Annotated in this window: 20 protein-coding genes and 1 pseudogene; 14 read left to right on the plus strand and 7 right to left on the minus strand. The window is 37.4% G+C overall.

All coding sequences use genetic code 11. The annotated features are described in order from the left end of the window. Positions 1-650: 650 nt before the first annotated feature. The 10 genes and pseudogenes from ACWNCI_RS06560 (at position 651) to ACWNCI_RS06605 (ending at position 11,265) form a co-directional block, all read left to right on the plus strand. Complete coding sequence (locus ACWNCI_RS06560; protein WP_449387666.1) at positions 651-1,487, plus strand: helix-turn-helix domain-containing protein; 837 nt, start codon at positions 651-653, stop codon at positions 1,485-1,487. Between the two features lie 49 nt (positions 1,488-1,536). Further along, positions 1,537-1,950 carry a hypothetical protein gene (locus tag ACWNCI_RS06565; protein WP_346985043.1) on the plus strand — a complete coding sequence of 138 codons (414 nt, stop codon included), beginning with the start codon at positions 1,537-1,539 and terminating at the stop codon, positions 1,948-1,950. Positions 1,951-2,244: 294 nt separating this feature from the next. Continuing rightward, the gene (locus tag ACWNCI_RS06570; protein WP_346985042.1) at positions 2,245-2,766 is read left to right on the plus strand and encodes a hypothetical protein; all 522 of its coding nucleotides are present in this window, start codon (positions 2,245-2,247) and stop codon (positions 2,764-2,766) included. Positions 2,767-2,848: 82 nt separating this feature from the next. Then, positions 2,849-3,661 (plus strand): fimbrial biogenesis chaperone, encoded by an 813-nt coding sequence (locus ACWNCI_RS06575; protein WP_449387667.1) that lies wholly within the window; start codon positions 2,849-2,851, stop codon positions 3,659-3,661. Next, the gene (locus tag ACWNCI_RS06580; RefSeq protein ID WP_449387668.1) at positions 3,654-4,679 is read left to right on the plus strand and encodes a hypothetical protein; all 1,026 of its coding nucleotides are present in this window, start codon (positions 3,654-3,656) and stop codon (positions 4,677-4,679) included. The genes ACWNCI_RS06575 and ACWNCI_RS06580 overlap by 8 nt, the downstream gene beginning before the upstream one ends. 9 nt (positions 4,680-4,688) lie before the next feature. Beyond that, on the plus strand, positions 4,689-7,487 hold the full coding sequence (locus ACWNCI_RS06585; protein WP_449387669.1) for a COG1470 family protein: 2,799 nt from the start codon (positions 4,689-4,691) through the stop codon (positions 7,485-7,487). A 128-nt stretch (positions 7,488-7,615) separates the two neighbouring features. After that, on the plus strand, positions 7,616-7,975 hold the full coding sequence (locus tag ACWNCI_RS06590) for a prevent-host-death protein (RefSeq protein WP_346985036.1): 360 nt from the start codon (positions 7,616-7,618) through the stop codon (positions 7,973-7,975). Positions 7,976-8,386: 411 nt separating this feature from the next. After that, positions 8,387-8,542 (plus strand): annotated as a pseudogene (locus tag ACWNCI_RS06595) (linear amide C-N hydrolase); the annotation flags it as partial. A 122-nt stretch (positions 8,543-8,664) separates the two neighbouring features. Next, the gene (locus tag ACWNCI_RS06600; RefSeq protein WP_449387670.1) at positions 8,665-9,816 is read left to right on the plus strand and encodes a porin; all 1,152 of its coding nucleotides are present in this window, start codon (positions 8,665-8,667) and stop codon (positions 9,814-9,816) included. An 18-nt stretch (positions 9,817-9,834) separates the two neighbouring features. Next, positions 9,835-11,265, plus strand: a complete 1,431-nt coding sequence (locus tag ACWNCI_RS06605; protein WP_449387671.1) for an anion permease — start codon at positions 9,835-9,837, stop codon at positions 11,263-11,265. Between the two features lie 213 nt (positions 11,266-11,478). On the opposite strand, the gene ACWNCI_RS06610 is transcribed toward ACWNCI_RS06605, so the two are convergent. The 5 genes from ACWNCI_RS06610 to ACWNCI_RS06630 form a co-directional block, all read right to left on the minus strand. Continuing rightward, positions 11,479-12,627, minus strand: coding sequence for an ABC transporter permease (locus ACWNCI_RS06610; protein ID WP_449387672.1), 1,149 nt, complete (start codon positions 12,625-12,627; stop codon positions 11,479-11,481). Then, positions 12,624-13,790 carry an ABC transporter permease gene (locus ACWNCI_RS06615; RefSeq protein ID WP_449387673.1) on the minus strand — a complete coding sequence of 389 codons (1,167 nt, stop codon included), beginning with the start codon at positions 13,788-13,790 and terminating at the stop codon, positions 12,624-12,626. Before ACWNCI_RS06615 ends, ACWNCI_RS06610 begins: the two co-directional genes overlap by 4 nt. 15 nt (positions 13,791-13,805) lie before the next feature. Then, positions 13,806-14,801, minus strand: a complete 996-nt coding sequence (locus tag ACWNCI_RS06620) for an HlyD family secretion protein (RefSeq protein ID WP_449387674.1) — start codon at positions 14,799-14,801, stop codon at positions 13,806-13,808. An 85-nt stretch (positions 14,802-14,886) separates the two neighbouring features. Beyond that, positions 14,887-16,317, minus strand: coding sequence for a TolC family protein (locus ACWNCI_RS06625; RefSeq protein ID WP_449387675.1), 1,431 nt, complete (start codon positions 16,315-16,317; stop codon positions 14,887-14,889). A 175-nt stretch (positions 16,318-16,492) separates the two neighbouring features. Then, on the minus strand, positions 16,493-17,746 hold the full coding sequence (locus tag ACWNCI_RS06630; RefSeq protein ID WP_449387676.1) for a hypothetical protein: 1,254 nt from the start codon (positions 17,744-17,746) through the stop codon (positions 16,493-16,495). A gap of 425 nt (positions 17,747-18,171) precedes the next feature. Between ACWNCI_RS06630 and ACWNCI_RS06635 the strand changes: the two genes are divergently transcribed. The 4 genes from ACWNCI_RS06635 to arsB are packed head-to-tail and all read left to right on the plus strand — an operon-like array spanning position 18,172 to position 20,716. Then, entirely contained in the window at positions 18,172-18,498 is a 327-nt protein-coding gene (locus ACWNCI_RS06635; RefSeq protein WP_346985027.1) for an ArsR/SmtB family transcription factor, read from the plus strand. A gap of 59 nt (positions 18,499-18,557) precedes the next feature. Continuing rightward, positions 18,558-19,031, plus strand: coding sequence for a DUF6428 family protein (locus ACWNCI_RS06640; RefSeq protein WP_449387677.1), 474 nt, complete (start codon positions 18,558-18,560; stop codon positions 19,029-19,031). Positions 19,032-19,052: 21 nt separating this feature from the next. Continuing rightward, on the plus strand, positions 19,053-19,664 hold the full coding sequence (locus ACWNCI_RS06645) for an arsenate-mycothiol transferase ArsC (protein ID WP_449387678.1): 612 nt from the start codon (positions 19,053-19,055) through the stop codon (positions 19,662-19,664). A 20-nt stretch (positions 19,665-19,684) separates the two neighbouring features. Continuing rightward, positions 19,685-20,716, plus strand: a complete 1,032-nt coding sequence (gene arsB / locus ACWNCI_RS06650; RefSeq protein WP_346985024.1) for an ACR3 family arsenite efflux transporter — start codon at positions 19,685-19,687, stop codon at positions 20,714-20,716. Positions 20,717-20,800: 84 nt separating this feature from the next. On the opposite strand, the gene pgl is transcribed toward arsB, so the two are convergent. After that, entirely contained in the window at positions 20,801-21,511 is a 711-nt protein-coding gene (pgl, locus tag ACWNCI_RS06655; RefSeq protein WP_449387679.1) for a 6-phosphogluconolactonase, read from the minus strand. Positions 21,512-21,537: 26 nt separating this feature from the next. Continuing rightward, positions 21,538-23,019, minus strand: coding sequence for a glucose-6-phosphate dehydrogenase (gene zwf / locus ACWNCI_RS06660; RefSeq protein WP_449387680.1), 1,482 nt, complete (start codon positions 23,017-23,019; stop codon positions 21,538-21,540). Between the last annotated feature and the right edge of the window lie 5 nt (positions 23,020-23,024).

Here is a 23,024-nt window from a genome sequence, read left to right on the forward strand (position 1 = left end):
CAATTATGTACAGATTAATGATAATTAATTTATACTGTCAAGACGGTACGAATATTGTCTTTAATTCAACTCAAGATCAAAAAAAATCCAACACCGCAAATATACATATTTTCCCGATATAGGGAATTTGTAAATTTAATTTAATTCTTGGAAAAAGTGAAAAATATAATGATTATAAAAATAGTAAAAGATTTTTTTTACAAGCCAAATCTTGTTCTTATCCAATATAAAACATATTTTCTTTATCAGATATACATGAGAGATAAAAATTTCACCTGTCAGGACGATCTTTCGCGCGAATACGGTACCATATATAGAATAAATTCGGTATCATTTTAACAAAATTTATATCATCAAATGGCGATGTAAGTGTATATCAAGCAAAAATAACAATTAATGTAAAATACTATTATTCTCATCTTGAAATCTACATACTGTCGGAAAAGTTTGATTTTCCTTTATTTAAGAACTTTCAGATATGTTATTTCTTTCATTATAACAAGAAATAAGATTTCATATTTATAAAATGAATTAAAATTGGAAGTGCCGAAATAATTCAATATTGATATAGAATTATCTCTAATCAAATAATATTTATAGCATAATGCAAAAAATTATATTAGTCGGGTACTAATTTACCACAATATAAAATGTATATAATTACAGATCAGTTAAAAGATATTGGCTTCAGTGTAAATCGATTGGATCATATAATTAAAAGAAACAATAACAAAAGAAAGCTGAATACTCTGGAATTTTATTGTATTTATATCGTCATGCAGAATATTCGTCTCACGGTTGAAAATATCGCCCATGACATCGAAGCAGGCAATATTGTTTTCGTAGGGCCCCAAAAGGATGTTGAGTTTGGCCCGTCCCGAGGCCATGATGTTTTAATCGTTGTTTTTTCGTCAACTTTTTATGAAAGGTCTGTAAAAGACTCACTTTTCCTGAATTCACAGCTTTTTTTCAATTACAATTCTGATATATTTATCGCCCCTTTTGTCAACAAGGAAGAAATGCGTGTGGTTTTTATGGATCGAATGGAAAGTTTTCGAAAGAAAGATAAAAGTCTTTATGTCTCGGCGGCACACAATGCTATTGAGAGACTGATTTTAGACGCATTTTTGCACATTCCTACGGAAGAGGTAAAAAAAGATGTAAAATTTGATTATCTTTATTGCGTTAATCGGTTCAAGATCGTACTCCAGAGGGATTACAAAATTTCAAAAAAGGTTTCCCATTATGCCAGCGAGCTGAATATAACCCCCAGAAAGCTTACTGAAATGACAGAATATGTTCTCGGCAAAACAGCAAAACATATTATAATAGAAAAGCTCATTCATGAGTCTAAAAAAATGTTGAGTTATTCTAATTATACCATATCTCAAATAGCTTATGAGCTGGGATTCAGCGATGAAGGAAATTTTACAAATTTTTTTAAGAAGCACACCCAAAAAAACCCTTCTGAAATGAGGAATTATTGAAAAATAATTGTATATTTGGTTAAGTAACCATAAGGTGAAAAACAAACCGATGCATATCAAATATTTTTTTATTTTAATCTGCCTCATTACTTTCACTTACTTCCGTGCACAAAACGACGGAACTACGGTTAACATACGTTTGTATCCTACTCAGACACTGACTATCAATCCTGCAGATGCAGACAAAAGTTCTTATAATGAAAGTGATGATCAGGATACAAAATTTATTATGATTTCAAGCCCTTCAGGTTTTGAGGTAAGACTGCAACATGATCTTTACAGCGGAAAAGCCGGTTTCAAAAATACAGATCAGGCCATTCTGGAAAAAGATACCATTCGCAACCTTATCAATTATAAAAAAGGAGTGATTGAAAAAATATTTGAAATTGACAGTCGTAAGAATAAAAAAAGAGACTTATCTAAAGATCAGAATTATTACATTTTAACGATGATGTCAAATTAATAAAGAAAAAATTACAATTAAAAGTATATTTTTTTATATTTAACCATTTATTAATTTTCTATACATAATTTATTAATAATACTTTTATCATAAAATATTATTATTTGTGGAGTTATTTTTCTTTTCATAATTAATTTTTATTGAATATCCAATAAAAAAAATTACTGTATATCGCTAATTCTCAGCGACAAAAATTACAAATTATTAGCAATTTTTCACAATAATGCTCTGATTTGAAGTCTATACATTTGCATCAGATTTTTGAACTAATAACATTAAAAAATAATCGCATTTATGAAAAAGTGTATTCTAGCATCATTTGTTCTATTCGGATTTGCAACAATCGCTGCACAAACCGTTACCCTAAACGTAAGATTAAAGCCTATTCAGACTTTGGTCGTTAACAACTCACAAAAAATCGTTAACTTAGACTACGTAACTAAAGATGACTATGCTAATGGTGTATCATCCCTTAACGCTGACCACTTGAGCATTTACAGTACCGGAGGATTCCAGGTGAAAGTAAAAGCTGCTAACTCGGCTTTACAAAACGGAAATAAAAACATTCAGGCTAACACTATCCAGATTAAAGCCAGCGCAGGTACTGATGCCGTAAACGGAGCACAATATACACAAGGTGCTACTCTATCTGCTAACGAAACTACTTTAGTAACTTCCACTTCAGGAGGTGTTGACAAGAAAATCAACATCGAATACAAAGGTGCAGGTGCTAATGCATACCTAGACAACTATATTGCAGGACAGGATCCTACGGTATATACTACTGAACTTACCTACACTATTATTGCACAATAAGATACTGTAGATTATAATAAAAATAGAATGCTACAAGTAATTGTGGCATTTTTTTTCTGCTGTCACAGTCTTTACTTTTACAATGAACAAGACCCACTCACTCCATTTTTTTTCAGCTTTTTTTCTGGTTTCTTTTCTTTCAATGATTCAGGCACAGACCGGCATTTCGGTTTCGCCTCCGAGGCTGTATTTTGAATCAACCGTAGGAAACAGTAATACACAGAAAATAACGGTTACCAATGTGAGTGCAAAAAACTCTTTGGATTTGGCCATAAGCCTTGGTGACTGGGAATACAATGAGAAGGGTGAAAACATTATGTCTGCAGCCAATACCCTGAAAGTATCCTGCGCAGGATGGATCAGTGTAAAAAAAGAAGACAATTATTTTACATTAGGACCGGGAGAGAGAAGGGATATTGATGTTACCATAACAGTTCCCAGTAAACTGTCTGATACATTGGAAGCGCATTCTGCAGTTTTATATGTAAACCAGATGAATCCCGTGGATGATGTGGACAGCAAAGGTGCAAAGATAAAAGTAAGTATCCGGTCAGGAATAAAAATATTCCATAAACTTCTTCCTTCGGCTAAAACAAAAAAAATAGAAATACAGAATCTGACTTTTGAGAAATCTAAAAAGCAGCTGGAACTGTTTTTCGAAAATGAAGGAAATATATGGACAGACGGTAAAGTGTTCACAGATCTTGTCAACATGGAAAATGGCAAAAAAGTGTCTATTGACCCTATCGTATTCTACACCATGCCGGGTAATAAAAGAGAAATGGATATTTCTCTTCCCGCAGATCTTCCGAAAGGAAAATATACAGCATCCGTGATGATCGATTACGGTGATAATAATCTTGAACTCGGCGAGTTAAATTTTATGTATGATTAAAACACTCTCAATCGTACTGTTGTTAGCAGGGCAGTTTTTATATTCACAAATTTCTTATTATTCGTGGATCAATAGCTACCTGCAAATCAATTCTTACGATGGAAATACTAATCCCGATGCCTATACCGCAATGTTAAGCGGAAACGGCAATTTCAACGTTCCCTTCTGGAGGCTGTCTGCAAAGCTTAAACAGCCGATTATGACTAATGACGGACTCTATACGATGCCCGGAAACAAAGTTTCTTTACATCCTGTTTCGTCATCAGGTCAGGCCGAGCCAGGTCCTGTTCCCACTATTTCACAGATTGGGATGCCTCTTAACGTGGTACTTCAGGAAGGCCAGGAAGTATTTTTGGTCCCTAAATCCAATGCTACCCTTTACAATCAGCCTTCTCAGCAGAACGGATATTACAGCTTACAGCTAAAATTCAGTTTAAGTGTAATGGGAGGTGCCTATCTGGGCAGCTACCCTTCCTGGATCAAGTTCTACGCACCTGTGGAGTTCACATTGTATGATCAGTACAATAATGTAATCGGCAGAATGGATCATAACTTTGAGCTGCAGATCGGTACGCTTTCCGGAGTTCCTCCTGTAGATGCTCCTGAGCTTTCATTGACGTTTGCTCCAAGCGCACAGAATGCCTTACTCGAATTTAAAAACATAGATGATTATACCAACGGAGTAAGCGTAACCTACAATAATGCCTTAATCGTAAAAAGCAATACCAATTACCAGATTAAGCTAAAATCACTGCAATCTCAGTTTACTTCATCCTATGGAAATACTATTCCGATCGATGCGGTAAAGATGTCTCTCAGCTCTACAGTGGCCAATACAAGCGTTTTTCCTATCTCATTAAGCGCAGTCTCACAGCTCGTCGCCAAGGGAAATGCCACACAAGGCAATACCGTTTATTATGATGTAAAATATTCAACCATTCATAATGATGAAATCTTTATTAACGCCAAATCAGACGACTATTCAGCAACCCTCCAGTATGAGATAACACCTCAATAAAAAACTCAAATGTCCCCTAATAACCTACAGAAAATTTTCATTTTATTTTTTACTTTATGCATCTCGCTTACGGTTTCTGCGCAAACAGGTAACGGTATCAGCATGGAAATCCGCGACGAATCCAGTCTGGGAAGAGATCGTATTATAAGCACCATTATTGAAATTAAAAATAATTCCCAGACCCATTTTAAAGGCAAACTGTATGTGACTGTTCCTTCAGGATTCAGAAACATTTCCGGGAATATGGCCGAAATCGATATTGATTCGGGCAGCAATATCTATCTGCCTGTGAAAATTCTGATCAACAATAACGCAGCCTCCGGGAAAAGTGAAATCAGTTTTACTATAAAAGATATAGCGGATAAAGAAGTTATCAAACAGACGATCATCCACGATATCCCCGAAAACAATTCTCTGGCAATCAGTACAGATACGCCTTTAATTTACATGAGTAATGTAGCCGATTCTATCGAAGTAAGAGCGAGGGTTTCAAATTTAGGCAACAAAACTCAGCATGTTACGGTTGTATTTAAAATTCCTGAAGCAGATCAGGGAAGTTTTTTTGTGGAAAAGAAAGGCATCGTGTCAGTACAGAAAGATTCGGTGTTTATCTATCGTTTCAGGCCATCAGGCAATTTAATGAAATCACCTCAATTCAGTGTAAACATCGTCGGATTTAGAGAGCCGGATAAGGAAATTTTCGGAAACAGCATCGTATCTATTCAGAACAATTCGTCGACACAGCATTACCAGTCTTTAGACAATAACAACCTTAATTACACCAAAAACAGTATTACCACAAGCTACAGATTTCTGGGAAATCAAACCTATCTCTATCAGCTTATTGGTTCGGGAGGTTTTAATCTTCCGTCCGGATATGTTTTTATCAGAGGAAATATTTATAAAACCAATGGCCCCGAAGATCCTGTTGTTAATAATACTTTCATCTCATATCGCAGGGAAAAAAGTGAATTTACAGTCGGGAATATCAGCAAGATTATAGAACTTTCCCTTTACGGACGAGGAGCAGAATATGCTTATACCTCACAGGATAAAAATAAAAGATTGGAAATTGGCTTCATTGATCAAAGTTTCAGTCTGATAGATCGTACCTCTTTCCTAAAATCAGGCTACGGATTTTACGTCAGAGGAACATTGGGAGCAAGCAATGCGAGCCGAAATATTTCAGCTGCATATGTATTTAGAAATGATCCTTATGAAAAGGTAAAGCATAATTTACTGGGAACCAACTTTCAGTATGCATTTAATAAAGAATGGAATCTTACCGCCAAATTATACAGCGGAGTCAGCGTTTATGAGAGCATCAACACGACAAAGCCATCAGGAGCTTTGGAAACCCAGTATTCCGGGACTATTAACAAGGTGAATATCAGCGGAAACTATTCTTTTAGCTCAAACTATTATCCCGGAAATCAGAGAGGTATTTTCCAGCTCCAACAAAACGTTTCAGGAAGTATATTTAATGGTCACTCTGTGTATGCGAATATGATGATTTCTAATTTTTCGCCTAAATTTTATTTCTATAACAATAATTTAGAAACCAACAGCGCAAGACTTGAAACCGGATTCAATTTTCCCAAGAGAAAGAATTTCGGATTTGGGATCAGCTTTCAGTATCAGAATGAAAATTCCAATACATATAATACTTTTTTCGGTCTTACAGAAAATAAAGAGCTGAAAGAAATGACCGCAAAAAGATTGGTTGAGCGTATAAGCTGGTCGAGTACGGATAGAAAACACTCTTCCATTATAGGTATAGAAACCGGATTGGCAAACTATCCCGACAGCGATACCGGAAAATATCAGATGAGATTTACGGGAAATTATGCTTATAAATGGCTTAATTTTCAGTTGATCTATCAATACGGAAGCTATTATCTTTCAGAATATGCATTTTCAAAATTATTGGGAAGTACCGGCACTTACGAAAAAACATCTGCTTCAGCTTTCGTTACGCATACGATGCTTAAAGGCAAACTGAGCATCAATTCAGGATTATCATACACCGACGATACACTTTACGGAAAATCGCCTTCCGGATTTGTCAATCTGAAATACTCAAAAGAGCGTTACGGTTTTTACATGAATTCATCGTGGTTCAATTATTCCCTGAATAATTTCAGCAACAATCTTCTCACCGTTGAAGTTGGCGTTACCATCAATTTACGAAGCAATAACCTGGATTCCGGAAAGAAAAGTAATATTAAGGCTTTTGTGTATTATGACCGTAACAATAACAATGTGTATGATGAAGGAGACGAAAAAGCAGCAGGATACATCATTATGCTTAACAATATCTCGTTCAAAACCAATGAAGACGGAAATATAGAATACAAGGCGATTCCTTACAACAAATATACTCTGAGACAGGTTATTCAGCAGGGCTGGTATTATGATGAATTTGAATTTGATGTTAATACCCATCAGTATTCTTTACAGATTCCGCTGCATCAGAACGGGACCGTTCAGGGTAGAATAAATTATGTCTATGATACCAAAAAGGCAGTTGAATTTGAACCCAAATCCGGAGGAATAGCCTTTGAAATTTATAAAAATGAAAAAATAATAAGACATGTCATTACTGACGATAACGGAGAAATTATCTCTTTCATCGAATCCGGAGACTACAAGATAAAACTGAACGAAAATTCCCTTCCATCCAATACTTACTGTGAAAATACAGTGCAGGATTTCAAAGTGGAAGCCGGAAAAATGACTCAGCTTACCACTTTCGACATAAAAGTAAAAGAAAAGAAAATAAGAGTTAAGAAATTTGCCAGCAAATAGCCTGAAAATCACAGATTACGGCTATCGGAATCAGCAGAAAAATAAAAATTTTAACAAATGGCATATAAGATGCCCTAATTATTTTGAATTTTTTCATCTTCTGACTACATTTGTACAAATTTAAATTTATGAATTACACGCTTGATCTCAATACACAGGAGTCTGGCTCAAACCTTGTCTTTAACACGATCACATTCGATACATTTAAGGTGAATATCATTGAAAGATATACCGGAAAAATGAATTTTAATCCCAAATTATGTGAGGTTATATTTAAAGTAAGAACACTTGATGACGAACTTGTTCAAAGAAGAGATGGAAATCTGAGAGTAAAAATCAAAGACAACAATTTTGAAACGTATCAGGAATTATCAAAAATATTAAGCTCGTATAATTACAAAAACAAGCTTCTCAACAGAAAAGAGGCAGATCAGAATTACGTTCATTTTATGCTGAGTATGATTATTCAAAATTATGAGCTCAATTAATTATCCGTATTGAGTTTGGCCAAAACACATAATGATCATTAGCTGGATTATGCTTTATGCGACAGCAAACACTGCTGTCGTATGAATGGCTGAGCTCAGATACAGATATTGACTGCTTCCCTTAAGATTATTTACCTAGTGTAAGAGTACACTAATTTCTCTTGCCTGTGAATCCTATATTTCCCATTATTCTCAGTATCATTTACTAAGATACATTCGGCGATTTCTATCTGCTGATCCCCTATCCCAATGTTTTATTTACATCGTTTTGATATTTAAAAATTGAAATCAAAACATTTATCATTCAAAAAAAGGTAATTATAGCATAATTTTCATTAAATTTATTTCAACAATAAAAGAGATATTTTTAAACATTTTAAATATCTCCGGCACCACACCAAATACTATATCATGAAAAAATTATGCTTGAGTCTATTATTAGTCACTCTTACTACAGAGTTATGGACCCATTTTAAAGCCTGTACAAGGGTCGTTTATAAAGGTCCGGAAAACACCGTAATTACAGCTCGGTCGATGGATTGGCGTGATGAAATACCCGCCAATATCTTGCCAAAGGAACAGAAATTTGACAACGTAAAGAAAAGGTCATTCGAGTTTAAAGATTAAATCCTTTGAAATTTTTAGGATTGAATTAATTCAGAAATAACCACCTCACTAAATATAATAGTATGGCTTTTCATATCAAAAAGACTGCAATACCCTTATTCATTATACTTTTCTATTTAACAGCCGCCCAAAAACCCGATTCTTTATACATTAATCAGGAAAAAGAAGAAGTAAAATATCCACAGCTTCAGATCAAAGGACTGTTCCAGGCACGTTACCTGGTAGGAATGAGCAAAGATATAGATGTAAATGGCCTTCACCACTCCGATCACAGCGGTACGGATAATAATTTCATGATCAAATACATGAGAGTTCAGCTGCGTGCGCAAATAAGTAAACGGACAGAAGTTGTCGTACTCGCCAACCTTGCTGATTTCAAGAATGATCCCAAATCAAGAGTACTGGAAAATGCATATTTAAAATACACCTTCAATCCTAAGCTGGCTTTCACTGCAGGACAGTTCCGTCCGTGGTTCGGGATTGAGGAGACCTACCCTATTGACATCATCAAATCACTCGACTGGTCCAATCAATATACAGAGTTTGGAAAACTGGGCTGGACTAGCTTTCAGATCGGTCTTTCCGCCACAGGGCAGCTCAATCTTGGCGAAATTCCGTTTCAATATGCCGTTTCTGTCGTTAATGGAAATGGTAAAAATCAGGTTAATGATAATGACAATGGCAAGCAGTATTCAAGCCGGCTTGTATTCGGTTTATCAGAAAAGTATCATCTGAATCTTGGCTTAAACGGTGGAGTCGGTGAAGTTTTCGGTAAAAAAATATATGCTGTAGGCGTAGATGTGAGTTCACTGGTTAATTTTGATCCAAGATGGAGTCTGGATATGCAGCTCGAGGCCAAACAGGCAACCAATCACCCCCTATATTTTGCGGCCAATCCGGAAACCAGGCCTCAGAATCCCGATGAATATCTGATCCGCGGGGCCTATTTCCTGCCAAATCTAAGATATGAAGTAAATCACAGGAACCTGAGCGCTTTTGAGCTTTCTTGCCGTTACGAATATCTGGATACGAATTTCAGGTTAAACTCAAATCCCAGGCAGACCATTACCCCGATGTTCGGCCTTGAATTCCTGAAAAATTACGGAGCCCGAATTCAGCTGGGAATGCAGCTTGACCGCTATAAATATCAGGTAGAAAATACAACTCAGTACGACAATAATCTCTTTATTATTCAGGTTCAGAGCAGATTTTAAATACTAAACTCAATTATCATGAAAGAAATAAATATTAAAAATGTTGCCATTACTTTTGCTGTAGCACTCATTATCTGGTTCATTCCTGCTCCGGAGGGTGTCAGCGAAAATGCATGGCATTTGTTTGCGATTTTTGCGGCTACTATTTTAGGAATTATCCTTAAAGCCGCTCCTATGGGAACAATGTGTATGATGGCAATTGGTTTTACCGCATTGACACAGGTCCTGGCTCCCGGAGACGCAGGAAAATCAATTACCAAAGCGCTCTCCGGTTTCGGAGATAAAGTAATATGGCTGATCGGAATATCATTCTTTATAGCCAGGGGATTCATCAAAACAGGATTGGGTAACCGCATCGCCTTTCTATTCATTAGAATTTTCGGTAAAAGTTCCTTAGGACTTGCTTACGGACTTGGATTAGCCGACGTCTGCCTTGCCCCTGCCATCCCTAGTAATACGGCAAGAGGCGGCGGTATCATCTATCCTATCATGAAGTCGATGGCGATCAGCTTCGACTCGGTACCTGAAAAGCCGGAAACCCACAGAAAGTTAGGTTCTTATTTAACCTTAAACAGTTATTATATGAACCTCATCTCATCTTCCATGTTCCTGACCGGAACTGCCAGCAACCCGATGTGCCAGAAATTCGCAGCCAATTTAGGAATCAATATTACCTGGATGTCATGGGCTGCCGCAGGTTTTATTCCGGGATTGGCAGCATTTTTTATCGTTCCTTTGGTTTTATATAAATTATATCCGCCGGAATTAAAGAAAACAAGTGATGCTCCGAGAATGGCCGCTGAAAAACTGAAGGAAATGGGACCTATCACCAAAAACGAATGGCTGATGCTTCTCGCCTTTTTTATATTGCTGGCACTCTGGATTTTTGGAGGAAGCCTTTCTATTGATGCCACCACTACTGCTTTTATCGGACTTACTTTACTGTTGCTCACTTCAGTACTTACCTGGGAAGATGTAAAAGCTGAAAAAGGTGCCTGGGATACGATTATCTGGTTTGCCGTTCTGGTGATGATGGCAAGTTCACTCAATGAATTAGGATTCATCGGCTGGTTCAGTAACCTGATCAAAGCCGAAATTGGCGGAATGACCTGGACGGTTGCCTTTCCGGTTATCATTCTCGTATATTTTTTCAGTCACTATATTTTTGCAAGTGCCACAGCGCACGTTGCAGCTATGTATGCCGCTTTGTTAAGTGTCGGTATTGCAGTCGGAATTCCTCCAATGCTGTTGGCGATGATGCTTGGTTTCCTGGGATCAATTTATGGTGTACTCACTCATTACGGTCATGGTCCTGCTCCTGTATTTTTTGGTAGCGGATATGTAGATCTTAAGTCATGGTGGCTTCGCGGCCTGGAAATAGGAATCGTTCTTCTTATTATCTATATGGGACTTGGAGGACTCTGGATGAAAGTTTTAGGATACTATTAATAATCTGTTTGATATTTGATTCGTCACTTCGATTTTTTTCGTAACAAGGTGAAGAAAAAATGTATCGAGAATGAAAACGAATCAAAATGCACAGGTTTAATAAAGATAAACAAAAACATTTTTTTGTCATGTGAAGTTATATTTTCACACCTGCAATTAATATTCTTGCACCTGCAATTAATATTCTCCCGCCTGCAGATGATCAGACAGCATTTAAACTTTACGGAGAAGATACTTCATCCTTGCCATCAGGAGAATTACAAGCACAAGTAGCAATACTAAAAGATGAACAACAGATCCCATATTATCTGCAACCGATCCGCCGGCTTGAACAATGGAAATATACACCTTCAGAAACGGAGAAGTCGGCAGGAGATCAGAAAAGAACTGAATTCCTTTTGGCAAAGACTGATAAGGCATTGAATACCCCGTCACCAAAAATATCGGATAAGAAGAAAATACAAGAACCTGAAATGCAAAAAGTTTGCTTTTAAAGAAGCTCCCGATCAGCATTCCCAATATAATGACAGAAGCAATAAAGATCGCCGTAATAAAAGCGAGATCTACGAAATCACCCCTTACCGCTACACCGAAAATTGAAAAATTAACCACCGCAAAAAACAACCCGAAGATCATAAAAATACAGAAATACAGAACTCCTTTGCCTACAATTATTTTAGAAATGCTAAATCCTGAGATTTCATAAAGACTACGAAGTTTTTTCTCTTCCCGTTCTGATGTGAAACCCGCAGCTACCCCAATCAGAAGGGTCTGCTGAAGGATAATAGCCAGTAATCCCGGCAAAAGAAACGAACCGTACGTCATCCCGGAATTGTAAAGCGGCCGGTAATCCATATTGATGGGATTGGTCATTTTCATAGATTCGTCTTCATTCATTCCCTGCTTATTAAAGTAGGTTTTCCGTACCCCCGCTCCTACGGTAAGGCAGACTTTGGTCACCGTACTCAGCAAATCACTGGAAGGCAGGAAACGCGATGCATTAAGAACAAGATTAACATTCGCCTGCTTTTGTAAAAGAATATATTTTTCCAAATCTTTCTGAATATAAAAATATCCTTCCACTTCACCTTTATACATTTTTTCCTGAGCTTCAGCAATATCTGAACTGGGAATAATATCAATCATCGGTGTTGAATTAAGCTGATCCGTCAACAACCGGGAAATTGCACTTCCATCGGCATCGATCAGGGCAAGCTTTACCTTTTCTTCCCCTTTATTAAGGTAGATACTGCCGTACATAAAAGCATACAGTACAGGTGCAATCAGCAAAATCAGAAACAAACTCGAATCTTTCGAGATATTTCTTACCTCCCTTTTCAATATGTCAACAATTTCTTTCAATGCTGAATGTTTTTTAGATATTGATTAATTTTCTTCTGAAAAACGACAACCGCAATGGGAAATGTGATACCGGTAAAGATCAGCAGTTTAACCATTTCAGGATATGCATACCTGATCGGAAGTTCCATGAAGTACAGCTTAATAAATCCGTCTAGAAAATGAGTGTATGGCATTATATCCGCATAGATCTGATCATACCACGGCATAGCCCATCTGGGAAATGTAAAACCACTGAACACAAATGCCGGAGAAGTAAAAAACAGTGCTACATCCACCACAAAAAGCAGATTATTGGAAATGGCGGAAAGCATCATTCCGATTCCTATACAGGCAAGAGCCAGTAAGGTGTACAGAATAAAAAAGCTGAAATCCGTTTGTGGCTTTCCCAAATCAAAAACAGGAAACACAACAAAACTGATCAGGATAAATAAAATCCACGCGATACAAAGATGAGCCAGCATTTTTCCGATAACGATCTGTGAAGATGACGTGGAGATCTTCAGAAGACTGTCGATTGTATTTCTTTTAAATTCCAGATTAAGAATAAGTACCGAAGCCACGATTAGTGCCATCTGAAGCCCTACCGTTACCAGCCCGGGAGTGAGATACATCTGATAATTGAATTCCGGATTGTAGAGAACTGTTGTATTCAGTTTGATCGGTTGAACAAGCGTATTCGCTTTATCGGCAGGCATTCCCTGCTTTTCTGCTTTTTGAAGAACTACGGCAAGACCCCCTTTAATGATAATTTCAGCAGCGCCTTTGTAGATCATTTTAGCAGGAACCAAGTAAGCACCGTTAGTATATAAAGTAATATTCGACTGATGATTTTTCTTGGCATCCGATTCAATATTTTTAGGAAAATGAACGGCTCCAAATATTTTTCCTTCCTTCATCAATTTTTCAATTTCGGCATTGCTGAAAACCACGTGGGTAAAATGAATGTTCTCATTCTGCTCCATCATGTCTGTCAATGTCCGTGAAACTGAAGAACCGTCTTCATCCCAAACCGCCATCGGAAGCTCACGGGCAAACTGCTTCTGATAAATAAAGCCATAAAACAGAAAAATAATAGGCGGAATAACCAGCAGAACCACATAGAAATTCGGAATCGAAAAAATCCGTTTCCATTCCCGTACCATGATATTGCTGATTTTTTTCAAGGAGTTAAAATTTAATTATGGTAAAATAAGCTGCGCAGTCATTCCTGAACGAAGTCCTTTTACTGCATTTAAATTTTCAGGCCTTACTTTAATCTGAAAAGTCCGCAACTCAAATTCTCCGTTCTGCTTTTCGGGAACCCAGTCGGCATAACCTAATGCCGGAGCCAGTTCAGATACTTTACCTTTTACCGTTTCCGGAATACAGCCCGGAATTTTCATCGTTACCAGACTTCCTTTCTCTATTTTGGTCATCTGATTCTGGCGCAAATTGAATTTCACAAAAAATGAATTGTCTTTCTGGATGGTCATCATCGGATATCCCGCATTCACCATTTCGCCTTTATTGGAAACAATAGTTGATATTCTTCCTGATACCGGCGCTTTCAGAGAAGCATTGTCTTTAATTTCCTGTGTAAGCTTTTCCGCATTCTGAGCCTGATTAAGAATAGCCTGTGCAGAGTTTTTCAGCTCTTTATTGCTTCCTCTTTGCAACAGCTGCACATTAAGATTGGCGGTTTCAAGTTCTTTCTGTGCAGCTTTGTATTTAAAATAAATCACATCCCGCTCTTGCCCGGAAACCACTCCCTCCGAATATAAATTCTGAAACCGACTGTAGGTTTTAGACATCAGATCCATCTGCTGCTGAGCAATCTGCTGCAGATTTTTTGCCGAAGCCAATACTTCAGGCTCTACACCACGATCTACTTTATCCAGCTGATTGCTGGCAATTTCAACAGCATCAGCAACCTGAGACTGAATGGTTTCAATCTCGGAAGTCTTCATTTGAACTACCAACTGACCTTCTTTCACCTCATCCCCTTCTTTTACGGGAATATCCAGCACACGCCCGGGAAGCGAAGCCGAAACATCTATAAATTCAGCATCTACCATCCCGATCACAGCATCTTTCGGAGTTTCGGCAGATTTATCTTTCAGGAGATAAACCAGCGCTGCCGCAAGTACAGCAATCGGAATAAAAACAGCCCAGTAGTTTTTTATAAAGTTTTTCATCTGTTGGTTGGTTATACTTCGGATCACATCCGATTTATGATTGATTTATATAATATCTAAAGGTTATTTTAATCTAAAACGATTATCACGGAATATAGTTGGTAATATTCTCAGGATTTCCTGTAATATAAAAATACGTTGCCAATGCTGTCTGATACGCTACCAGAGAGGTGTAATACAACTTTTCAGTTTCGTATTGCAGTTGTAGGGCATCATTCACATCTTTTACGGATGAAAGGCTGTTTTCCATTCTTTTTCTAATCATTTCCGTTGTGTTATACGCCTGTTTTCTTGATGCATCAAACGTTTCGCTCTGCTCTTTAAGACTTACCAGCTTGTTCTCTGCTATTTTGGTAGCAAGATTCACCGACTTTTGTTTTTGTTCTATTAGCAAATCTGCTTCTTTGACCAAAGATTCTGACGCAAGATTTCTGGAGCGGCGTTCCGGATCAAAAAGCGTCCATTGCAGTTCCAGCCCGATCAGCCAGGGAGGGGTGATGACGGGAAGATCTTTCCTGAAAAACTGAACATTTCCAATGGCAAAAAGGTTTGGTTTTGATAAAGATTTGGTAATATCCACCCCGGTTTCAGCTTCTGCTTTTTTGCTTTGGAGAAGCTTTACATCTGCATTATTTTCAGAGGATATGAAAGCAGGAATTTCGGTAGATTCATTCAGCTTTTCGTTGATTTCTACCGACTCGTCAAGAGAAATTCCCATCATATCTTTCAGGATATACAAGGCATTCTCTTTTTCCATCACCAAACTCTTTAGGTTTGTTTCCCCATGAACTCTGGCAATATCCGCCCAGTTTTTCTGATACGGCGGAATGATTTCAGCTTTCAGAAGATTGCCTGCGTAGGTTTCATTTTTCTGCAAAGATTCCAGGCTGTTTTTTTGTTTCTCAATCATTGAATTGAGATACATCACCTGAATATATTGTAAGGCAATATTGTATGCCGTAAGATCTTTTGAAGACTGAAGGTTGGCTTCACCGCTTTTCATCTGTTCTTCGGAAAGTTTGCGGGATGATTTTAATTTTCCTCCTAAATAAATCGGCTGACGCACGACAAGCCCTGCAAGAAAGTAACTCTGCTTGGTAATTTCCGGATTGTAATTGGGATACACGGCACCGATGATATCTTTTGAAGTCTGATAAATAACATCCTGTACCTGCTGAGAAAGCTGGTTTCCTGTCACCTGCTGATAAACAGTATTGGCGGAATAGACTGCCTGATTTGCCGAGCCTTCCACGATGCCGTCTTTTACCTGCTGAAGATTTATCCTTAACGGTTCACCGATGTAGTTGTATCCCGCGAGAAGATCCAGTTTGGGAAGTCCGTTATTTTGGGTAGCTTTAAAAAGCTTCTGCCTTGTTTCAAGAGACTGCTCGGCAAGTTTTACTATGGTATTATTTTGCTGCGCTTTTTCTATGCAATATTGTAAAGAAAACTGCTGACAGAATATTTTTGCTGAAAGTATCAGAAAAAGCGACAGAGTAGTTTTCTTTGTGTTCATAAGTACTTGTGTATGGTGATTATTTTTTCAGACCTCTAACAAATTTAATGAAAAAGTACCATAGTCACGTCATGACGGCCTGTTAAAAAACGGTGATTTATTCCTTTTACATGCTGTTTGTTTTTATTTTTAAATTAAAAAACCCTTCGTAAAGAAGGGCTACATTATAAAAGATTTACCATTTTATTCTCGGGAGAACCTTCTTGACTTCTCTTTCGATATTTCCTCCAGCTTTACGCAGCTCATTTCCGGTGTTGCGCAGTAATTTAACTGCTTCATGATTATATCCCGGGCCGACTGTAAAATCCTGAACTACATTGTTAAAGTTTCTCACTATATCATTGTTGGGACCAAAATGCTGGCTGATCTCTTTTCCCAGCGAATTCAGAGTCTTTACGATGGTATTGTTCTTTCCGAAACATCCACTGTCGCCGCCAACGCCATTTGTTAAGCACTTATTCAGCTCCATTGCGGTAAGTTGTCCGCCGGCACAACCTACAAAAACATAGGGCTGTCCGCCGGAAGTTGCGGCACACTGAACAGCAATCGTTGCCTCGGTATTCAGATTAAATTTATCTGCTCCGTAACACATGGCGGTATTCATAAAATTAACCTGACCAGTCTGTGCCTGCTGCTTTACACAGGAAACCAGCTTCTGCAGATCGGGATCTGAAACTTCCCCCGCCAGGCACAAAGGATACTTGCTGTAGTCGGCACCAAATTCTCTGTAACACTTGGTAAGGGTCTGGGCATATTGCTGTTCTCTGCTGCCTCCCATTACGGAGACCATACACAGCGTCTGTTCTTCAACGGTCGCGGAATTCTTAACACATTTATACACTTCATTTTCTTTTTTTCCGGTCATACTGGCGATCATACAGTCACCGAATGCATTTTGATTGAGCTGATTATTGGATGTCAGTGACTGATTATAGCAATTAACTGCAGCCTGCTCCGAGGTGATCATCACATCGCCGAAAGGCTGATCCCGGTTTACGAGATTGACAGGAATGGGTGTCACATTTCCACTGGCCGTCATAATTCCTATATTGGGATTGAACTGTGGAGGCTGATAATTTACCACCGGCGGCGCCGGTGGCTGGAAATCGTATCTCCCGATTACCCTGCTGCCTAAGGCATAATCTATTTCGATAAAGTTTCCACGGTAATCGAGGAAGTAGGCATTTCTGTAGGGATTAACAGCCGGCAGTCTCAGAAACATCATCCCGGAAGGATCACGCTGAACAAAACCTCTGTTTCCCGGATTTCCGTCCTGAACGATCAGCCCGTTATCATATAAAGAGAAAGACTGCCCCCGCAGCTGATCGATAACCTTCCCGACATAGTTTTGTGCAGAGAAACTAACACTGGTAAAAAGGAAGAGGCAAATCCCCAGGACACATTTCATTTTTTTAATTAATGTTTTCATAATCAGTTATTTTTATAGTATAAAGTTACCTTTTTTACCTAAAAATTTTAACCGTTTTATTAAAAATACTACAAAAGTGTAATGCCTGCTGTGGTATTTCGTGATGATACCGCAAGAATATAATCTGTAGATGTAAGAATATTGTTTTAACCTATTAATTTTGAACTGTTATATTTCAAAATCATTGAAACGCAATTATTTATCTTATTTCAAGTGTTTAAAATTGACTCTTTTATTTTGCTTATCGAAGGTTAGACAAAGTCTCAAATAATACATCAATCGTTTTGTGAGACTAATCTATCCTAATTTTCTTTAACATATAACATCAAAAATAAGATAGCCATTAATTTTCCAATTAATCTATAAAAAGTTTGTAAAAGAAAACAATTAATCGTAATATTGCGATATAATTATTCTATAAAATTATGGGAGCAACTAAAACAGATCACTTTACAGATGAACAAAATAAGATCGCTACGATTGCGAAAGCATTAGGACATCCCGCAAGGGTTGCTATTATTGAGTATCTATTGAAAGTAAATACTTGTATCTGTGGTGATATTGTTAATGAATTACCACTAGCACAGGCAACGGTTTCTCAACATTTAAAGGAATTAAAGAATGCAGGCCTGATTAAAGGAAACATTGAAGGGACTGCGATTTGCTACTGTATCGATGAAAATACGTTTGGAATACTAAAAGATTATTTTTCCAATATAATTCTGACGACTACCAATCAGAAATGCTGTTAAGGCATTTTTTTTAAATACATCTATCGTAATATTGCATTTAACCAATAAATAAAAAGTTTATGAAACTATCTGAAATTAAAGAAATCTTACCAACATTAGATAATGTTGAATTTCAATTAGAAAATGGAACATTTGTTCCTGAGCACTTTCATGTAACAGAAGTGGGAACAATAATAAAACATTTCATTGACTGCGGAGGGACCATAAGAAAGGAAAGGGTTGTTAATTTTCAATTGTGGAATGCTGACGATTTTGAACATCGCTTAAAGCCTTCTAAACTTTTAAATATTATTAAGTTATCAGAAGAAAAGCTTGGTATTGAAGATGGCGAAATTGAAGTTGAGTATCAAGATACAACAATAGGCAAATTTGATTTGGAATTTAACGGGAAAAATTTTGTTCTTAAAAATAAAACAACAGCGTGTTTGGCTCAGGATGCTTGCGGAATTCCTACGGAAAAACAAAAACTCAATTTATCTGAACTTTCTAATAATCAAGCTTCTTGTTGCACTCCAAATTCCGGCTGTTGCTAAAATTCAATTAAAAAATAAACTATGTATCCTAAATTATCAGAAACAATAGAATTACTGAGAAATCAAGAAATCGGGGAAGACAGAAAGGCTATTTTAGCACCATTAATTGATTTTATTCAAAAAAGGCTGGAAGAACAAAAAGAAGTAATCCTTAACTTTATTTGTACCCATAATTCAAGAAGAAGCCATTTATCACAGGTCTGGGCACAGGTTGCAAGTTTTCATTATGATGTACCGAATGTAACCTGCTATTCAGGAGGAACCGAAGAAACAGCGATGTTTCCTAAAGTTGCAGAGACTTTGCAGGAACAGGGACTGTTTATCAGTAAAATTTCTGATACAGAAAATCCTGTATATGCTATCAAGTATAATGAAGATAAACATCCAATTATTGGATTTTCTAAAAGATATGACAGTTCATTTAATCCTACAAGTGGGTTTGCTGCAATTATGACCTGTTCTCAGGCGGATGGCGGATGTCCTTTTATTGCAGGGGCAGATAAACGAATTCCTATTACTTTTGAAGACCCTAAAATTTCAGATGGCACATCTGAACAGACAAAGGTTTACAAGGAAAGAAGCTTGCAGATTGGTGCTGAAATGTTCTATGTCTTTTCACAGATAAAAAAATAAGAATGATTTAAACAAACGTAATGCAACCAAAATTAAAATTTCTTGACAGATTCCTCACTCTTTGGATATTCCTGGCCATGTTTTTAGGAATAGGCTTAGGATATTTCTTTCCTAAAATTTCTGAGGTTACCAATTCCCTATCAATAGGAGCTACCAATATTCCATTGGCAATTGGCTTAATCATTATGATGTACCCGCCATTAGCAAAGGTTGATTATTCATTATTGCCTAAAGTTTTTCAAGACAAAAAGGCCATTGGAATTTCTTTGTTACTGAATTGGATTATCGGTCCGGTTTTAATGTTCCTGTTAGCAATTATTTTCCTGAGAGATGAACCCAATTATATGATTGGTTTAATTCTTATTGGTTTGGCGAGATGTATTGCAATGGTACTTGTATGGAATGACTTAGCAAAAGGTAATCGTGAGTATGGAGCATTGCTGGTAGCTTTGAACAGTATATTCCAGGTATTAAGTTACAGTTTTATGGTTTGGCTTTTTATCAATGTGTTGCCTGAAAAATTAGGTTTGGCTAATTTTAATGTAAGTGTATCCATGAGAGATGTTACCGAAAGTGTTTTGATCTATTTAGGGATTCCATTTTTAGCAGGTTTTCTGAGCCGATACTTTTTAACTAAATTGAAAGGTTTGGAGTGGTACAATAGAAAGTTCATTCCTAAAATATCTCCGTTAACATTATATGCTTTACTATTTACGATTGTACTCATGTTCAGTCTGAAAGGAGATAAGATTTTAGAATTACCATTTGACGTTTTAAAAGTAGCTGTACCGCTAATAGTGTACTTCGTACTCATGTTCTTTGTAAGTTTCTTTATCAACAAATCATTTGGTATTCCTTATGATAAAAATGCTTCGATAGCTTTTACAGCAACAGGAAATAATTTTGAATTGGCAATTGCAGTAGCGATTGCAATATTTGGAATTCACTCTCAACAGGCATTTGTGGGAGTAATTGGTCCTTTAGTAGAAGTACCTGTTTTAATAGTACTTGTTAGAATAAGCTTATGGCTAAAACGGATATATTACAAATAACTCCATCCTCTCCACTGGCTAACTTTTCAAAATAAAAATCCTGCAGAAAAATCGGCAGGATTTTATGTATATTTTGATTACATTTTAATTTCCCATGGCTTTATGGTCCGTAAAAAATCTGAAGTTTTCTTTTTTCTCAATAAGCTGCATCGGATATAATTCCGGGTTGTAGGCTCCGTTCAGGATTTCATTCAAGGCATGTCTTTTGGTTTCACCGAATGCAACGGCCAGTATATTTTCAGCCTTATTAATGATCGGTGCCGTGAGTGTGATTCTGAACATTTCCTGAGGTTTCAGATAGTAGGCTTCAACCCATTTATCTTTTTCATTGAGAATTTCTTCACCCGGAAATAGTGATGCCGTGTGGCCGTCGTCTCCCATGCCCAGAAGGATAAAATTAAAAACACCTTCATCTCCTAAAACGTTTCGGATCTGGGCTTCATATTCTTTTGCAAAATCTTCAGGAAGAACGTTATCCTTGTACATTGGGAAAACATGACCTTTGTTTACCGGTACTTTGTCGAGCAATGTTTCAAAAGTCATTTTCGCATTGCTTTTGTCATCATTTAACGGGACCCAACGCTCATCTACCCAGAAGAAATAGATTTTACTCCAGTCAATTCTTGTGGCATACTCATCTGCGAGTAATTTAAAAATAGCTTTAGGTGAAGAGCCTCCACTCAATGCGACAACAAACTTCCCTTTTTCCTGTATTGATTTTTCTGAAAGCTCAGCAAAAGTTTCCGCTGCTTCTTTATATAATTTATCTAAATCATCAAATACTGTGATATTCATTTTCAGTTCTTTACATTAATATTATTCTACCACCAGCTGTGTCCCTGTCTTTCTACCAGTGCAACACTATCTTCCGGACCCCAGCTTCCTGCTTTGTAATTCGGGAATGAGGCATCTTTATTGTTTGCCCAGGCTTCCTGAATTGTTTTTACCACATCCCAGGCTTCTTCTACCTGATCGGAACGCATAAATAAGGTTAAATCACCCAAAAGAGCATCCAGCAGCAAAGTTTCATAGGCTTCCGGTGTATCTTCCTGACATACAAAATTATCAAATATCATCTCCACGGGTTTTAACGCCAATGAAAGTCCGGGTTTTTTTGCCATAAACTGCAGCCTGATATCCATCAGAGGCTGAATATTAATAATAAGACGGTTCGCTGCCAAATGATGTTGGGTATCCGAAAAAGTTGAATGCGGAAGTGGCTTAAACTGAATGGTAATGTAAGAATGCTTTTCTTTCATTTTTTTCCCGGTGCGTACATAGAAAGGAACTCCTTCCCAACGCTCATTGTCGAGATAAAATTTTACAGCCGCGAAAGTTTCGGTGTTGGAATCCGGTGCTATACCATTTTCCTGGCGATAGCCCTTTACCTCTACTCCATTCACTATATTTTTTCCATACTGTCCTCTTACTGCATAGTGATCAACTTTATCAGCAGGAATTCTGCGGATCGACTTGAGAACGTCTACTTTCCTGTCTCTGATCTCACCGGATTCCAGTGATGCAGGCGGTTCCATCGCCACCATGCAGAGAATCTGCAGCAAATGATTCTGAATCATATCTCTCAGTGCTCCGGTCTGCTCATAGAAGCTTCCTCTTGTCTCCACGCCAACTTCTTCTGCCACGGTAATCTGTACAGATTCTATATGTTTATGATCCCAAAGCGGTTCGAAAATAGAATTCCCAAATCTGAAAGCGAGAATATTCTGTACCGTTTCTTTCCCTAAATAATGATCGATACGGTAGATCTGCTCTTCTTCAAATGTTTCGGAGAGAAGATTATTCAGTTCAATCGCCGATTGTTTATCATGCCCGAAAGGTTTTTCGATAATGATACGGTCTTTTTTAGGATCCGAAGCCAGTGCGCTGCTTTTGATGTGATTGGATATCGTGGATATGAAGTTGGGACCGATGGATAAATAGAACAATCTGTTGGCCCTTGTTCCATAGATCTTGTCGAAATCATCGAGTTTCTTTTGAAGATCTTTGTAAGAATTTTCTTCATCCAGCTGATGTCTGAAATAAGTAATATGTGCCTGAAAGCCCGCCCAGTCTTCCTGAGTCAGTTTCTTTCTTGAGAAACTTTCAAGGTTTTCTTTGACGTAGCTTTTAAAATCTCCGTCTGTATTATCAGCCCGGCCTAAAGCAAGGATATTAAACCCTTTAGGCATTCTTCCGTCGATATATAAATTATAAAATGCCGGAAAAAGTTTTCTTTTTGCCAGGTCACCTGTCGCACCGAAGATGATAATGGTGGTGGGTCTCAGGGTTTTATTTTCGTTCATTCTTC

It is taken from the genome of Chryseobacterium lineare, from assembly GCF_977014045.1.

What these genes read in the sequence shown, in the direction of transcription:
- ACWNCI_RS06585 (WP_449387669.1), top strand. Translation starts at nt 4,689, where the DNA reads ATGTCCCCTAATAACCTACAGAAAATTTTCATTTTATTTTTTACTTTA.
- ACWNCI_RS06590 (WP_346985036.1), top strand. Translation starts at nt 7,616, where the DNA reads ATGAATTACACGCTTGATCTCAATACACAGGAGTCTGGCTCAAACCTT.
- ACWNCI_RS06560 (WP_449387666.1), top strand. Translation starts at nt 651, where the DNA reads ATGTATATAATTACAGATCAGTTAAAAGATATTGGCTTCAGTGTAAAT.
- ACWNCI_RS06645 (WP_449387678.1), top strand. Translation starts at nt 19,053, where the DNA reads ATGTATCCTAAATTATCAGAAACAATAGAATTACTGAGAAATCAAGAA.
- ACWNCI_RS06565 (WP_346985043.1), top strand. Translation starts at nt 1,537, where the DNA reads ATGCATATCAAATATTTTTTTATTTTAATCTGCCTCATTACTTTCACT.
- ACWNCI_RS06640 (WP_449387677.1), top strand. Translation starts at nt 18,558, where the DNA reads ATGAAACTATCTGAAATTAAAGAAATCTTACCAACATTAGATAATGTT.
- ACWNCI_RS06630 (WP_449387676.1), bottom strand. Translation starts at nt 17,746, where the DNA reads ATGAAAACATTAATTAAAAAAATGAAATGTGTCCTGGGGATTTGCCTC.
- ACWNCI_RS06580 (WP_449387668.1), top strand. Translation starts at nt 3,654, where the DNA reads ATGATTAAAACACTCTCAATCGTACTGTTGTTAGCAGGGCAGTTTTTA.
- ACWNCI_RS06605 (WP_449387671.1), top strand. Translation starts at nt 9,835, where the DNA reads ATGAAAGAAATAAATATTAAAAATGTTGCCATTACTTTTGCTGTAGCA.
- ACWNCI_RS06570 (WP_346985042.1), top strand. Translation starts at nt 2,245, where the DNA reads ATGAAAAAGTGTATTCTAGCATCATTTGTTCTATTCGGATTTGCAACA.
- ACWNCI_RS06635 (WP_346985027.1), top strand. Translation starts at nt 18,172, where the DNA reads ATGGGAGCAACTAAAACAGATCACTTTACAGATGAACAAAATAAGATC.
- ACWNCI_RS06600 (WP_449387670.1), top strand. Translation starts at nt 8,665, where the DNA reads ATGGCTTTTCATATCAAAAAGACTGCAATACCCTTATTCATTATACTT.
- ACWNCI_RS06620 (WP_449387674.1), bottom strand. Translation starts at nt 14,801, where the DNA reads ATGAAAAACTTTATAAAAAACTACTGGGCTGTTTTTATTCCGATTGCT.
- ACWNCI_RS06625 (WP_449387675.1), bottom strand. Translation starts at nt 16,317, where the DNA reads ATGAACACAAAGAAAACTACTCTGTCGCTTTTTCTGATACTTTCAGCA.
- arsB (WP_346985024.1), top strand. Translation starts at nt 19,685, where the DNA reads ATGCAACCAAAATTAAAATTTCTTGACAGATTCCTCACTCTTTGGATA.
- zwf (WP_449387680.1), bottom strand. Translation starts at nt 23,019, where the DNA reads ATGAACGAAAATAAAACCCTGAGACCCACCACCATTATCATCTTCGGT.
- pgl (WP_449387679.1), bottom strand. Translation starts at nt 21,511, where the DNA reads ATGAATATCACAGTATTTGATGATTTAGATAAATTATATAAAGAAGCA.
- ACWNCI_RS06575 (WP_449387667.1), top strand. Translation starts at nt 2,849, where the DNA reads ATGAACAAGACCCACTCACTCCATTTTTTTTCAGCTTTTTTTCTGGTT.